The 15834-nt window shown below is 39.2% G+C and carries 10 protein-coding genes; 7 read left to right on the top strand and 3 right to left on the bottom strand.

Features of this window, described 5'->3' with window-relative positions; translation table 11 throughout:
- Nucleotides 1-157: 157 nt before the first annotated feature.
- Nucleotides 158-1372: a pyridoxal phosphate-dependent aminotransferase gene (locus AC1RRY_RS14700; protein ID WP_492819486.1), complete on the bottom strand. Its 1215-nt coding sequence runs from the start codon at nt 1370-1372 to the stop codon at nt 158-160.
- A 297-nt stretch (nt 1373-1669) separates the two neighbouring features.
- Nucleotides 1670-2320 (bottom strand): peptide-methionine (S)-S-oxide reductase MsrA, encoded by a 651-nt coding sequence (gene msrA, locus AC1RRY_RS14695; protein ID WP_492819488.1) that lies wholly within the window; start codon nt 2318-2320, stop codon nt 1670-1672.
- Nucleotides 2321-2494: 174 nt separating this feature from the next.
- Here msrA and AC1RRY_RS14690 point away from each other — a divergent pair, with 174 nt between their 5' ends.
- From AC1RRY_RS14690 to gldJ, 3 genes are all read left to right on the top strand, one after another.
- The gene (locus tag AC1RRY_RS14690) at nt 2495-3376 is read left to right on the top strand and encodes a PPK2 family polyphosphate kinase (protein WP_492819490.1); all 882 of its coding nucleotides are present in this window, start codon (nt 2495-2497) and stop codon (nt 3374-3376) included.
- A 186-nt stretch (nt 3377-3562) separates the two neighbouring features.
- The gene (mfd, locus tag AC1RRY_RS14685; RefSeq protein WP_492819492.1) at nt 3563-6913 is read left to right on the top strand and encodes a transcription-repair coupling factor; all 3351 of its coding nucleotides are present in this window, start codon (nt 3563-3565) and stop codon (nt 6911-6913) included.
- A 95-nt stretch (nt 6914-7008) separates the two neighbouring features.
- Nucleotides 7009-8283 (top strand): gliding motility lipoprotein GldJ, encoded by a 1275-nt coding sequence (gldJ, locus tag AC1RRY_RS14680; protein WP_492819494.1) that lies wholly within the window; start codon nt 7009-7011, stop codon nt 8281-8283.
- Nucleotides 8284-8372: 89 nt separating this feature from the next.
- Here gldJ and AC1RRY_RS14675 read toward each other — a convergent pair whose 3' ends face one another.
- Nucleotides 8373-9059 carry a ComF family protein gene (locus AC1RRY_RS14675; protein ID WP_492819496.1) on the bottom strand — a complete coding sequence of 229 codons (687 nt, stop codon included), beginning with the start codon at nt 9057-9059 and terminating at the stop codon, nt 8373-8375.
- Nucleotides 9060-9095: 36 nt separating this feature from the next.
- Between AC1RRY_RS14675 and AC1RRY_RS14670 the strand changes: the two genes are divergently transcribed.
- The 4 genes from AC1RRY_RS14670 (at nt 9096) to mnmG (ending at nt 15760) form a co-directional block, all read left to right on the top strand.
- Nucleotides 9096-9452 (top strand): hypothetical protein, encoded by a 357-nt coding sequence (locus AC1RRY_RS14670; protein ID WP_492819498.1) that lies wholly within the window; start codon nt 9096-9098, stop codon nt 9450-9452.
- Nucleotides 9449-10216 carry an exodeoxyribonuclease III gene (locus AC1RRY_RS14665; RefSeq protein ID WP_492819500.1) on the top strand — a complete coding sequence of 256 codons (768 nt, stop codon included), beginning with the start codon at nt 9449-9451 and terminating at the stop codon, nt 10214-10216. The genes AC1RRY_RS14670 and AC1RRY_RS14665 overlap by 4 nt, the downstream gene beginning before the upstream one ends.
- A 157-nt stretch (nt 10217-10373) precedes the next feature.
- Nucleotides 10374-13700, top strand: a complete 3327-nt coding sequence (locus AC1RRY_RS14660) for a DUF4175 family protein (RefSeq protein ID WP_492819502.1) — start codon at nt 10374-10376, stop codon at nt 13698-13700.
- A 197-nt stretch (nt 13701-13897) separates the two neighbouring features.
- Nucleotides 13898-15760: a tRNA uridine-5-carboxymethylaminomethyl(34) synthesis enzyme MnmG gene (gene mnmG / locus AC1RRY_RS14655; protein ID WP_492819504.1), complete on the top strand. Its 1863-nt coding sequence runs from the start codon at nt 13898-13900 to the stop codon at nt 15758-15760.
- Nucleotides 15761-15834: the final 74 nt, after the last annotated feature.

The raw sequence follows: 15834 nt of genomic DNA, 5'->3' as shown, positions 1-15834 counted from the left end.
TAATCCCCTATCAAATGTGCTATACACGATTTGCTTCTACATGCGTTTGTTCAATTTACCTCGTTTATACATTTTAAATGTATTATACTTTTAAAGTTGTTCTGATTAAAAAAGGCATCTTTTCAGATGCCTTTCTACGACCACCCAATCTCTTTTATTACTTCAGCGTTGCTAAGGCTGCTTTTACTCGGGCCATAGCCTCTGTAAGTGCCTCATCTGATGCCGCAGTTGAAATTCTCATACACTTAGGGGCTCCGAATGAACCGCCTCCCACCATGGCCACGTGTGCCGTCTCAAGCAACCACATACATAGCTGGTCTGCATCCTGAATCGTTACTTTACCATCAGACTTGCCAAAGTAAAAACTAACGTCAGGAAATGCGTAAAACGCGCCCTCTGGAACATTTACCTTCAGACCGGGAATATCCTTCAACAAGCCAATCACCAACTCTCTACGGCGCAAATACGCCTCTTTCATCATTTGTGGTGCCGACATATCTTCCCAGGCCACTACAGCGCCTCTTTGAGAGATAGAGCTTGTTCCGGATGTTACCTGTCCTTGTAGTTTCTCTACGCCATCAGCAATCCATTTAGCTGCTGCAATGTACCCTAAGCGCCATCCGGTCATGGCAAAACCTTTTGCGAAACCGTTTACGGTAATTACTCTGTCTTTAATTTCAGGAATAGATCCGATACTGAAATGTCCTTCTTCGGTGAAATTGATGTATTCATAAATCTCATCTGCCAGCACAAATACATTTTCATGATATTGAAGCACTTTCGCTAAAGCTCTCAACTCTGCTTCACTGTAAACCGACCCGGTAGGGTTGTTTGGCGATGCATACATAACTACTTTCGTACGGTCAGTAATAGCTGCCTCCAGTTGTTCAGGTGTCACCTTGAAATCATTCTCAAATGCCCCTTCAACAACTACCGACTTTCCTTCGGCCAGTTTTACCATTTCAGAGTAACTGACCCAGTAAGGGGCAAGAATTACGACCTCGTCGCCCGGATTCACCAGACACTGTATTACGTTAGCCAGTGAGTGTTTAGCTCCTGTAGAAATAACAATATTTTCAGGCTTCCAATCCAGATTGTTTTCCCGCTTGAGCTTGTCTGCAATTGCCTTACGGAGTTCTGGAATACCCGCTACCGGTGTGTAGTGGTGGAAACCATTATCAATAGCTGCCTTGGCAGCATCACAAATGTGCTTTGGAGTTTTGAAATCTGGCTCTCCGACAGATAAATTAATGACTTTGTGTCCCTGGGCCGCTAATTCGCGCGATTTTTTCGACATACCAAGCGTGGCTGATTCTTCCAACGCATTGATTCTGTCAGCGAGTAAATTCGCTGTTTCAACTAATGCAGACATGATTTTTTGAAATGAAAAGTATAATATTTTTTTATCTTCCAGCTCAAGTCATTAGCTTTTCTATTGATGGCTAAGTACTTATCACTAAAATTCGGCTGCAAAATTAGCTTCTTTAAAAGAGAAATGCCATCTTTTTCTATTGTTTTCACAATTTTTGCTCTCCGGCTACTTATAAGCCTTTCAAAACCTCTTTTTAGTTATATTCAAAATCTGCATTTATGTGCACAAGAAAACCCGACATAAATAAAAAGCGCCCATATTCTGTCTGAATATGGGCGCTTGTATCAAGCTGTTTTCTTATTGTTTTTTCTTTGCCAATTTATCTTTGAAAACCTTTTCGAATTTTTCAACTTTTGGTCTTACAACCAGCTGACAGTAGGGTTGTGTGCCATTTTCGTTAAAATAGTTCTGATGATAATCTTCAGCTACGTAAAAGTCTTTCTCCGGCTCAATGGCTGTTACAATTGGTGCATTAAAAATACCTGCAGAATTCAACTCTGTTTTATATTTTTCAGCCAATGCTTTCTGTGTTTCATCATGGTAAAAAACAACTGAACGATATTGCGTGCCTATATCATTTCCCTGACGGTTCAATGTAGTGGGGTCATGTGTTTTCCAGAAAACCTCCAATAGTTCTTCGAAAGATATTTTCTTTGGGTCATAGGCAATACGCGTAACCTCTACATGGCCTGTTGTGCCTGTACAAACCTCTTTATAGGTAGGGTTTTTTGTGGCTCCGCCCATGTATCCCGACTCCACCTTTACAACACCTTCCAGCCTCTGAAAAACGGCTTCTACACACCAAAAACACCCTGCTCCGAACGTCGCAACAGCTGTACCCTGTACTGTTTCCTGATTCATTTTCTTGTCTTTTTTATTATTTTGATAGCCTGTCAGAGCCATGACACCAACAATGACTCCGAGAAATATGATTGATAGTATCTTCATTGTTTTAACAAAATTTCCTGATTGAACGTTTACTAAGAATCAAACGAATTATTCGGCGTTTCAGTTTACAAAAGCATTTGAATTTTCTGCCTTGGTTAAAAACCAAAATCAGGAAACAATATATACATTTAAGAAAAAATACATCGCAATCTGTTACCTGACCTGTGTAATTCTATGAAAAAAATTGACACTCACGATTTCCTGTTTGATGGCGCCGGTAAATTTTCAATTGACCAGACCAAAACCAAAATTAAAGATTTTTATGAGAACAAAGAAGATTATGACACTTCTTTAGCTGATATGAAACGGCAGATAGACGAGCTTCAGAGCATGATGTATGCGCATAACAGATATGGTGTATTGGTTATCTTACAGGCCCTTGATGCCGCGGGGAAAGACGGCACTCTGAAAGCTGTTTTCTCGGGTATTAATCCTCAGGGACTTAAGTGTTACTCTTTTAAAAAACCTACTGAGACCGAGCTGGAACATGATTTCCTTTGGCGAACTAACCTGCACTTGCCAGAGAGGGGTAGTATTACTGTCTTTAACCGTTCTTACTACGAAGAAGTCCTGGTCGTAAAGGTGCACCCGGAAATAGTCACAAAAAGTCAGCGCTTACCCCATGAACTAACCGATGACCTTGACAAATTATGGAAAAAGCGGTATGAAGACATTAAAAACCTGGAGATTTATCTGCATCATAACGGCATCAGAGTAGTGAAATGCTTTCTGAATGTATCGAAAGAAGAGCAGGCGCAAAGATTAATTGAGCGGATTCAGGACCCGACCAAAAACTGGAAATTTGATGAGAATGATTTGAAAGAACGGACTTTCTGGAATGAATATCAGCAGGCTTATGAAGACCTCTTTAAAGCCACTGCAACCGACAAGTGCCCCTGGTATGTGATTCCGGCCGATGACAAGAAAAATATGCGCTTAATTGTCGCGAAAATCGTTCTTCAGGAGTTGAAAAAACTACGCATAGGTTATCCGGAAATAGATGAGACTCGTCGAGATGAATTAAAGAACTTGATAGATATTATTCAATCTTCATAATGTTCTTCGTCTTAGGTATTCAGAAAAACAAATGCTGATACCTGAGCTAAAACGATATTCGGAATTGCTTCATAAAGTATTACTATGCCCAAAAGTAAGTATGTCATTTATTTTATAATTTTGCAGTAAAATTCAGGACGCAGAAAACACATTCGCGTCCCTTTACTATTTACAAAAAATTGCCCTGTGGAAGTAAAAGAACTACTAAAAGTTTATAGTGAAGACAGTTTTATACGAACTGCCGTTGAAAATATAAGAACAAATAGCTCCCTGCAATTAAAAGGACTCTCCGGCAGTCTGGATGCTATTCTTGCAGCTGTAAACTACGAACTCAATCCTCAGCATAATCTTTTTATTCTGAACGATAAAGAAGATGCCGCCTATTTCTATAATGATTTGCAGAATTTGTTAGGCGAAGAAAACGTGTTTCTTTTTCCGATGTCATACAAGAAGCCTTATGAGTATGAAGAAATCGACAATGCGAATGTGCTTCAAAGATCTGAAATTCTGAATCAACTGAATAACGACAAGGCAAACCTGCTTATAGTTACTTATCCGGAAGCTCTGTCCGAAAAAGTAATTAACCGGAAATCGCTGATTGCCAATACTTTACAGATTAAGATAGGAGAGACCCTCGACATTAATTTCATATCAGAATTACTTATTTCTTATGACTTCGAAAAGACTGATTTTGTGTATGAGCCTGGTCAGTTTTCTATCCGTGGGGGTATTGTCGATATTTTCTCTTACGCATCGGAGTATCCGTACAGAATTGAACTTTTCGGAGACGAAATAGATAGCATAAGATTGTTCAACCCGGAGTCGCAACTATCGATGCAAACAGTCAGTCAGATTAACATTATCCCTGATGTTCAGAGCAAATTAATCAAGGAAACGCGGGAATCGTTCTTCAATTTTATTCGCCAAACAAGTGTTATCTGGATAAAAGACGCATCTTTTTGTTTTGAAGTAATTGATGAATGTTTCCAACAGGTAGAAAACCATTTTCAACAGATTTTAGCACGCAGCGGAGGCATACAGATTATTCAAAACCCTGAGGCGTTATTTGAAACCCGCCGTGGAATACAGAACGAATTCAGGAAGTTCAAGATTATCGAATTTGGTACCAAAAGTTATTATAAAGAGGCCGAAAAAATATCATTTCAAAGCAAAAATCAGCCTTCATTCAGCAAAGATTTCAAGCGCCTGATTGATAATATCAAAGAGAATCAATCAAAACAGTTTACTACTGTTATTACTGCTGAATCAGTCAAGCAATTAAGTAGGCTGCATTCCATTTTTGAAGAGATTGATCCCTACACCAAATTTCAATCGCTACAGGTTTCATTGAGAGGAGGGTTTATAGACGAACAAACGAAAGTAGCTGTTTATACAGACCATCAGGTGTTCGACCGGTATCACCGCTTTAAGGTTCGCGACAAGTTCAGCAAATCTAAGGCGCTCACAATGAAAGAGTTAAAGTCATTGCAAACCGGTGACTTCGTAACTCATATTGACTACGGTATCGGTCGTTTTGCCGGGCTGGAAAAGATAATGGTCGGCGATAAAGAGCAGGAAGCCGTAAGACTTATTTACAGAGACAACGACATCCTTCTGGTTAATATCCACTCTTTACACAAAATAGCCAAATATTCCGGCAAAGAAGGCGCACCTCCGGTCATGAGCAAACTGGGTTCTGCGGAGTGGGAAAACAAGAAATCAAGGGTAAAAAAGCAGGTAAAAGACATAGCCAAAGAGCTGATTGCTCTCTATGCCAAACGCCGCATGGCGCCCGGGTTTGCTTTTTCAAAAGATGGATTCATGCAGGCAGAACTGGAATCTTCTTTCTTTTATGAAGATACTCCCGACCAGGCTAAAGCTACCAGCGATGTGAAAGAAGATATGGAAAAGGCGTATCCTATGGACAGGCTGGTGTGTGGCGACGTAGGCTTTGGGAAAACCGAGGTGGCCATCAGAGCGGCTTTCAAGGCCGTGGCAGATAGCAAACAGGTAGCTGTTTTGGTGCCTACTACGATTCTGGCCATGCAACATCATAAAACGTTTGCTGAGCGCCTCTCAAAATTGCCGGTGAATGTTGACGAAATAAGCCGTTTCAGAACAACTAAAGAGATTTCGGAAACATTAAAGAAACTCAAAGAGGGTAAAACAGATATTCTGATCGGAACACACCGGATACTAAACAAAGACATAGAGTTCAAAGACCTGGGTTTGCTTATTATTGATGAAGAGCAAAAATTTGGTGTAAAAGCCAAAGACAGGTTGAAAGAATTGAAACTGAACGTAGATGTGTTAACACTTACGGCGACCCCGATACCCCGAACATTGCATTTTTCATTAATGGGTGCCCGCGATTTGTCGGTTATTTCTACACCACCACCTAATCGACAACCTGTTACCACAGAAGTACACGTTTTCAGAGAAGAAATGATCCGCGATGCCATCAGCTATGAACTAAAACGCGGAGGGCAGGTATATTTTGTTCATAATCGGGTAAATGATATCGAATCGGTCGCTAATATTATATTAAAGCTTGTTCCTGATGCTAAAATCGGTGTCGCTCACGGACAAATGGATGGTGACAAGCTGGAAAAAGTGATGATGAAATTCATTGAGGGTGACTATGATGTGCTGGTTTCGACCAATATTATCGAGTCCGGTCTTGATATCCCTAACGCCAACACAATTATTATCAATCAGGCGCAGAACTTCGGTATGTCAGATTTGCATCAGATGCGGGGCAGGGTAGGGCGGTCAAACCGCAAAGCATTCTGCTATCTGCTTACACCCCCTTCATCGGTTTTGTCGAGTGATGGCCGTAAAAGATTGCAAACACTGGAAGAATTCTCAGATTTAGGCGATGGGATCAAAGTTTCCATGCGGGATTTAGATATCAGAGGAGCCGGAAATCTGCTGGGGTCTGAACAAAGTGGGTTCATTAACGACCTGGGATATGAAACCTATCATAAAATTCTGGATGAGGCCGTTCAGGAATTGAAGGAAACCGTATTTAAAGACCTCTTTATGAAGGAATTAACGGCTTCTGCTGCTGATTTGCGACTGCCAGATTGCCAGATTGAAACTGATCTACAGATAATTATTCCGGAAAATTACGTAAGTAATATCTCTGAACGTCTTTCTTTGTATAACCAACTTGATAATATTGAAAAAGAAAATGAGCTGACCGCTTTTCAGTCATCAATCATTGATCGATTCGGTCCAATGCCTCCGGAAGTTGAAAATATTGTGAAAATGGTCAGAATCAGATGGAAAGCAGAACAGTTAGGATTCGAAAAATTAACTTTAAAAAACAATATCCTAAAATGTTATTTCGTTTCCTCAGAGAAAACTGAGTATTTTCAAGCAGACAAGTTTGGTAAAATTCTGGATTACATAAAAAATAATCCGAAGAGGTGTTCACTGAAAGAACTAAAATCAAAACTTCTTCTTACTGTTGAAAATTTACAGACCATCGACGATTTAGATGTACTATTAAGCAGATTTGTTGGAAAAGATTGATCTTTCGTAAAGTTTGACGCTCTTTATACTAAGATATATACGCCAAATAACCTATTTTTGCAAAACGAATTCTATTAACACAAATCATTCTGAAAATGAAAAGAATACTTTTTAGTTCGATTACAGGTGCTTTAGCCCTAACGCTTATACTAAGTGGTTGTTCGAGCAAAAAAAGAACCAGCATTAATCCGGGGAAAAACAGTAACGCTACCGGTATTGCTTACGCTAAAGAAAATAAAGGGAGAAAAGCTAGAAATGGACAAGCTGCTGATGGTTTTCAGGTAAATTCTTTCAAAGGTCAACCGGCCGGGCCGAATCTTGTATTTATAGAAGGCGGTCGTTTTACGATGGGAACGGTAGAGGAGGATGTGACCTACTCGCGCGATAACCTCGAAAGAACGGTAACGGTATCTTCTTTTTATATGGATGAAACCGAAATAACTAACCTGAACTGGCTTGAGTATCTTCACAGCATTCTGAAAGATTCTTCACAGGAGTTTTATGAGTCTGCATTACCCGATACTACTGTTTGGCTAAATAAATTATCATTCAACGATCAGTACACCGATCAGTACCTGCGCTATCCGGGTTTCAGACTTTATCCGGTTGTAGGTATTACATGGGTTCAGGCCTCAGACTATTGCAAATGGAGAACCCGTGCAGTAAATAGCGAAATGGCTGCTCGTTTTGGCCCTAAAGCTTCAAGAAGAGACCGCAGAAACCCTACCGCTGCGGCACCACAGGCCAAAGTTGAGAGTCGTTTAGCTATTGAGACCGGAAATGTACTGCCGAGTTATCGTCTTCCAACAGAAGCCGAATGGGAATATGCTGCAAAGGCCATGATTGGCACACAGTATATGGACGAGAACCAGGCAAACCAACGCATTTATCCTTGGGATGGATCTTCGTTGCGCAATCCTAAAGGCAGCCAAAAAGGGGCGATGCTCGCAAACTTTAAACGTGGTCGTGGTGACTTTGCCGGTATCGCCGGGCACCATAATGATGGAGGTATCATAACTATGGAAGTTTATGAGTTTCCTCCGAATGACTTTGGGCTTTACAATATGGCCGGTAACGTAAATGAGTGGGTGATTGACCTATACCGACCAAACTCTTTTCAGGATGTAAATGATTTGAACCCGATTCGTCGCAATGACTATATGGACGAAGAAAATCTTTATGACAAAAAAGGATTTAACTCATTGATAGACAACAAGTTACGTGTATATAAAGGTGGTTCGTGGAACGATGTAGCCTATTGGCTATCACCCGGTACACGCCGTTCTCTTGATCAGGATTCTTCTACTGCTACCATTGGTTTCCGTTGTGCCATGATAGCCATCGGACCTAAAGGAAAACGCAAATTATAAGAAAAAATACGAAATAAGGAAACCCTGTCAGAGCGGCAGGGTTTTCTTATTTCGTACCAATCCCCTTTTTGTTTTGCTACAGCCAATTCTCAGTCCGCTTCTGCAATCGTAATTACAGCAATTTCTGCACATCCATTTGCCAATAATACTCTTCCGAACGATTCAATCGTGGAACCGGTCGTCAGTACGTCATCAACAATTGCTATTCGCTTACCTTTTATTTTATCAAGGTCAATTATTTCAAAAACGTTTTTGGTATTCGTGAAACGTTCAAAGCGACTCTTTTTTGTTTGAGTAGATGTATTTGTCGTTTTCCTGGCGATGGCCGCATCGTAAGGAATCTCTAACATATTTGACAATCCCTCGGCAATACAGTTTGCCTGGTTGTATCCACGTTGTTTTTCTTTTTCCACATGCATGGGTATACCTGTTATCAAATCTATTCGTTTATCAAAACCTGCCTCTTTTAAATCTCTGCCATATAGCTCTCCTAATAATGTGCCTAATTCTGGTTTGTTCTTATATTTTAATTGATGCAACAAGCGTTGTACTTTTCCTTTCTTCGAAAACTTCAGATAAGATACCGTAAACGAAACCTCTATTTTGCCCCAAAACCGGTTAGAAATACTCACATTCTCTTTTCTGTGCGTATTTGTTTTCGGCAAATTAACCAGGCATTGCGTACAAATCAGCTTTTCTCCTCCCAAAAGCGTATCTCCACAAGCTTCGCACGTTTTCGGATATATTATATCTATCAAATGATTTATCCATTTCATATGCTTTCACTAAGTTTGTATAAAAAAAATTCGTGCATGACAGAAGACGTTAATTTAAAAGAAAACTGGCAAACATTATTACTATTTCTAAAACAAAATCTGGGGAAAAAGCCCGTTGACCTCAATGGTGTACTATTTGTTATTGGTGTTCAGGAGTTAGGAAAAGGGAAAAAGTTCTTTACAAAAGAAGAAAAACAGGATTTAATGCATATTGCTATTTGCAAAGTTTTGAGTTATGGCGGATATTACGAGCTCGATGGGGTAGATGACAGCGGCTGGCCCCATTGGAAATCGATAAAACCATTACCCAGTTTTGATTTATTAGCACAGGAAAACCTCCTAAAACACTTTGTGATAGAGTATTTCAGAAACGAAGTCGGACTACATATATGAAAATTATCAGCTACAATGTTAATGGCATACGTGCCGCCATCAATAAGGGATTATTAGATTGGCTAAAAATTACTCAAGCTGACGCTATCTGTTTACAGGAAATTAAAATTTCAGAAACAGAACTAGTCGCTCCCGCATTTGAAGAATTAGGCTTTCATTGCTACTGGTTTCCTGCGCAGAAACGGGGCTACAGTGGGGTGGCTATTCTTACAAAGATTAAACCCAAACACGTTGAATATGGAATAGGCATACCAGATTATGACTTTGAAGGTCGTATAATACGAGCCGATTTTGAAAAATTTTCACTTTTATGCGCCTATTTTCCGTCTGGAACCACCGGAGATATACGCCAAAGCATTAAAATGAAATTCCTGGACGATTTTTACGTTTATATTGAAGAACTCAATAAAATTATACCTAATCTTATTGTTAGTGGCGATGTAAACATTTGTCATACAGAAATAGACATACACAATCCGAAGTCAAACGCCAATTCTTCAGGATTTTTACCGGAAGAACGCGCATGGGTGGGCAAATTCATTGGTAACGGTTATATAGATACGTTCAGATTTTTTAATACGGATCCACATCATTATACCTGGTGGTCTTATAGGGCAGGGGCAAGGGTTAAGAATCTGGGCTGGCGTATCGATTATCATTTTGCATCAAAACCCATGGAATTGCATTTAAAAAGTGCACTTATTCATCCTGATTTACATTGTTCTGACCACTGTCCCATAGAGCTTTGCGTAGAATTTGAATAAGATTCTACTTGTGTATACGTCAGTTTATCGGGAATATTCTTTATGCTATTTTATAAAATGAATATTCCCGTCGACTAAAACGAGCGTCTTTCCGTTAAAAGATAGTAAATTACACTTATTGAGTCTTTGTCTTTGAAACTCCTTAAATTATCATGCTATGCCGGCTTCAGTAAAAGCTCTTTTCGAGAAGATTGATGAGTACAAACGCCAGTATTATAAAAACCTGCTGATCAAAGGTTTTTTATTTACTCTGGCCTTATTACTCAGCTCTTTTTTGATACTCAATGCTATTGAGTATTTCGGCCGTTTCAGCTCTTTTGTCAGAGGAGCTTTACTGTTAGCATTTATAGGCATTACGCTTTACTCTGTTATTTTCTGGGTTATAAAACCCATTATGTTCATTCTGCACCTGAATGAGCCTCTTACTTATGAAAAAGCTGCCAGCGAAATAGGAAAATTCTTTCCTGAAATAGGAGACAGGCTCTTAAATACGCTTCAACTCGCGCAGTTTTCAGAGAAAGAAAATGCTCTATTACAGGCGAGTATAAACCAGAAATCGCAGGAATTAAGGTTTATCCGATTTGCTGATGCAATCAAGATAAGTGAAAACAAAAAGTATCTGAAATATACTTTACCTCCATTGGTTCTTGTATTACTGATTGCTGCCGTTTCACCTAAGTTTTTCAAGAGCAGTACAGAACGGATTGTTTATTTTCAGAAAGACTTTGCTGAAGAAGCTCCTTTCAAATTCGAAATAACTAACGATGAACTAAAAGCCGTAAAAAATGAAGATTTTATACTAAATCTCTCGTTAATTGGTAATGCCGTACCAGAAGCAGTATACCTGGTTGCTAACGATAGAAAGTTTAAAATGAGTTCTATTGATGGCAAAAAATACTCATTTACTTTCTCAAAAGTACAAAATCCTGTTGATTTTCATTTTCTGGCTTCCGGTTTCAAATCAAACGAATTTGAGCTTGAACTTATCAGCAGACCAAACCTGCTTTCCTTTGATGTCGGATTAAATTATCCTTCATATCTGAATAAAGCCAACGAAAGTTTCAATAACGTAGGCAATTTAGTAGTGCCTGAAGGAACCACCATTCAATGGAATTTCAAGGCGGTTAATACTGATTCTTTGTTTTTAAGTTTTGATAATGAAGGTAAGGTTCTGGCAAAAGACGGATTCAGAGATAATTTCTCTTATGTAAAACGGATAAAGGGCTCATCCTCTTACCAAATCCATCTAAAGAATACCTTTAGTAGTAATCGGGAAAGTGTCGATTTCTATATTAATGTCATTCCTGATAAATACCCGCAGATTCAACTGGAACAGCTAAAAGACTCTACATTGTTCAATTACATTGTATTAGGAGGAAATATCACCGATGATTACGGATTGTCACAGTTCAAATTATTCTATAAGACAATCAGAGACGGCAATCAGAATCAGGCCTATCAGTCTATAGACGTTGCCTTTAACCGATCTCAAATTTCTCAGAGTTTCTATTATCAATTGCCCTTAACCGATTTACAGTTAAATCCGGGTGACAAAGTGGAGTATTTTCTTCAACTTTGGGATAATGACGGTATTAATGGTGCGAAAAGTACAAAAACGTCACTGATGACACTTTCATTACCATCAGCTAAATTATATGATGTTGAAATTGAGAAGGCCAATGAAAAAACAGAGGATATGCTCAAGAAGCTGAATGATAAATCAAAGAAGCTGAAAAATGAATTAAATGCACTTGAGAACCGGTTAAAAAGTAAAAAAGATCTTGATTTTCAAGAGAAGAAACAACTGGAAGAATTAATAAAGAAACGCGATGATTTAATCAATGAACTGAAAGCATTACAGGAACAATTCGACCAGATGCAGGAAAAATCTAATCGGTTTCAACAACAGAGTCCACAACTTCAAGAGAAAATGCAGCAGTTGAAAAAACTGATGACCGAACTGATGAACAACGAAACCAGCAAGATGTATGACGACTTGAAAAAACTGCTGGACAAAGACATGGATGAAAAGACCATAGAACAATTAGAAAAAATAAAGAATAAAGAGCGTAATATGGATAGAGAGATAGATCGCACTTTAAAGCTCTTTAAGCAATTACAATTGCAGCAAAAGGTAGAAAAGGCCGTAAAAGATTTAGAAAAACTGGCTGATAAACAAGACCAGCTCGGTGATGAAACACAAAAGGAGGATAAGGCTGGTAAAGACACCGCGGATGAAAAAGGGGAGAACAAAGATGAAGAACTGGAAAAAGAGCAAGAAGAGCTTTCAGAAGAGTTTGATGATCTGAAAGAAAAAATGCAGGACATTGATAAGCTGAGCAAAGAACTGAAAAAAGATTTTGATTCTAAGAAAGAAGAGCAGCAGGATGTATCGAATGAACAGAAAAACGCACAAAAGCAGCTTCAGCAAAAACAGAAATCATCTGCCTCGAAAAGTCAGAAGAAGGCGGCCAATAAAATGAGGAAAATGGCTCAGGAAATGTCTGAAGCCATGCAGAGTCAGGAAATGCAGGAAATGGATGAAGACATAGAGGCTTTACGGGCTATTCTTGAAAATCTTGTAAAACTTTCGTTCGATCAGGAGGCTTTGATGAAAGACTTCCGGAACATGACAGTTTCTGATCCGCGCTTTGTCAAGTTATCGCAAGATCAGTTGAAACTTCAGGATGATGCTAAAATAATTGAGGATAGTCTTTATTCACTTGCCAAGCGTGTATTGCAGATACAATCATTCATTACCAAAGAGGTAACCTCTATGCGTAATTCAATGGACGAAAGTGTTAAATTCATTAAGGAAAGAAAGTTAAATGTGGCCTCGGCTAAACAACAATTTGCCATGACCTCCATTAATAATCTGGCTTTAATGCTGAGCGATACTTTCAATCAGATGCAACAGATGATGGCTAATGCAATGCCGGGAAGTGGGAAAAAGGGAAAGAAAAGCCAGAATCCTTCTCAAATGCCTTTGGGTGAAATGCAACAGAAACTGAATGAAGGTATGGAAAAAATGGGGCAGGGGAAGCCTGGTAGGCAGATGTCAGAAGAAGCGGCACGTCTGGCACAAGAACAAGCACGATTGCGTAAGATGATTCAACAAATGCAGGAAGATTTAAAAGGGACAGAAGTTGGTAAAAAACTGGGCAATGAACTGAAAGACCTTGAAAAAAGAATGGATGAAAACGAAACAGATCTGGTTAATAAAAGAGTTAACCCTGAGCTAATGAAACGTTCGAAGGAAATTCAGACCCGCTTGCTTGAAGCCGAGAAAGCCATTAAACAACAGGAAGAAGATCCTAATCGCCAGTCACGTACTGCACAACAGTATAGCCGTCAGGCTCCACCATCAATGGAGAAGTTTCTACAGGAGAAAGTGAAGCAGGTAGAACTTATTAGAACGGTTCCACCTAATTATACACCCTTTTACAAGAAACAAACTGATAATTATTTCAGAAAAATCAAGTAAAATATTTCCCTTTAAATTTACAGGACACTCTTGTACGTGTCCTTTTTCATTCTGTACCTTTGCATTTGAACTTATTTATGTATTTATCCATTAAATAAAAACAGTTTATTCAGAAGAACAATAGCTGTTTCACGTGGAACACAAGACACTTTTTAAACCTAGGTGTTTCACGTGGAACAATAATCAAAATATAAATAATGTTTCCAGAGTATGATGTAATAGTGGTTGGTGCCGGTCATGCCGGATGTGAGGCCGCTGCAGCTGCGGCTAATATGGGTTCATCGGTATTATTGATAACCATGAATATGCATACCATTGCACAGATGTCCTGCAATCCGGCAATGGGTGGTGTGGCGAAAGGACAAATAGTAAGAGAAGTAGATGCACTTGGCGGACAGTCTGGTATCATTAGTGACAAAACAATGATCCAATTCAGAATGCTGAACCGTTCTAAAGGCCCTGCCATGTGGAGTCCAAGATGCCAAAGCGATAGAATGATGTTTGCTCAGGAATGGAGAGATACATTAGAAAGTATTCCGAACCTGGATATCTGGCAAGACATGGCTGTTGGAATACTCGTAAAAGATAATAGAGCCGTGGGTGTTAAAACCTCAATGGGTATAGAGATAAACGGTAAATCTGTAGTGTTAACTAATGGCACTTTTCTTAATGGTAAAATACACGTTGGAGAAAAAACATTTGGCGGAGGTAGAACAGGAGAGAAGGCTGCACATGGAATTACCGAACAATTGGTTGAACTTGGCTTTGAATCCGGTCGTATGAAAACCGGTACTCCCCCAAGGGTAGATGGTCGCTCGTTAGACTGGAGTGAAATGGAAGAACAAAAAGGAGACGAAAATCCGGAAAAGTTTTCTTATACAGATACGCCAAAGCTAACTAAACAAAGAAGCTGCTTTGTAACCTATACGAATGAGAACGTACATCAGGCTCTGAGAAAAGGCTTTGACAAATCTCCTATGTTTAGTGGTAGAATAAAAGGACTGGGGCCACGGTATTGTCCATCAGTAGAAGATAAGATTAATCGTTTTGCAGACAAGGACCGTCATCAGATATTTGTAGAACCTGAAGGTTGGAATACAGTAGAGATGTACATCAACGGATTTTCAACTTCACTACCTGAAGATGTACAATATGACGCGCTTCGTTTAATTCCCGGTTTTAAAAATGCAAAAATGTTCAGGCCTGGCTATGCCATTGAATATGATTTCTTTCCGCCGACACAATTAAAGTTGACGTTGGAAACACACCTGATAGAAAACCTTTTCTTTGCAGGTCAGATCAATGGAACCACCGGCTATGAAGAAGCTGCTTGCCAGGGATTAATTGCGGGTATCAATGCGCATAACAAAGTTCAAGAAAAAGAAAGCTTCATACTGAAAAGAAACGAAGCGTATATAGGTGTGCTAATTGATGATCTGGTAAATAAAGGTACAGATGAGCCTTATCGCATGTTCACTTCCCGTGCCGAATTCCGTACGCTGTTAAGACAAGATAATGCCGATTTACGTCTGACACAAAAAGGGTATGATATTGGTCTTGCCTCACAGACACGCCTGTATAGAATGACTCTGAAAAAAGAAGAATCCGAAAAACTGGTAAAATCGCTAAAGGAAAAGAAGATATCCCCGGATCAAGCCAACGGTTTTCTCGAATCAATAGACTCGGCAGGGTTAAGAGAAAAATCTTCTTACTATAGCATATTGAAAAGACCGGAGATTGAGCTTGAAGACATAAAAAAACTGAGTGATGAAATAAATTCATACCTCAGTACGTATGATCAAGAAGTGTTGGAACAAGCCGTGATACATGTAAAATATGAAAGTTACATTGAGAAAGAATTGCTAATGGCTGAAAAAATGTCTAAGCTTGAAAATCTTAATATAGTGGCTACCATTGATTACGACAAATTAACCTCCATTTCAATTGAAGCCAGACAAAAATTGAAGAAAATAAAACCGCAAACGTTGGGTCAGGCGTCCAGAATCAGTGGCGTATCACCTGCTGATATCTCTGTACTAATGGTACACTTAGGTAGATAATATTATTAAATTTTCTTAATTACCCTCAAATGTTATTTGAGGGTTTTATTTTTGAGCAATCAAAGTAAACAGTA

It is taken from the genome of Emticicia sp. GW821-FHT11C11 (assembly GCF_058808615.1).
The sequence above is the reverse complement of the archived record's forward strand: the minus strand, read 5'-3'. Positions and strand labels throughout refer to the sequence as shown.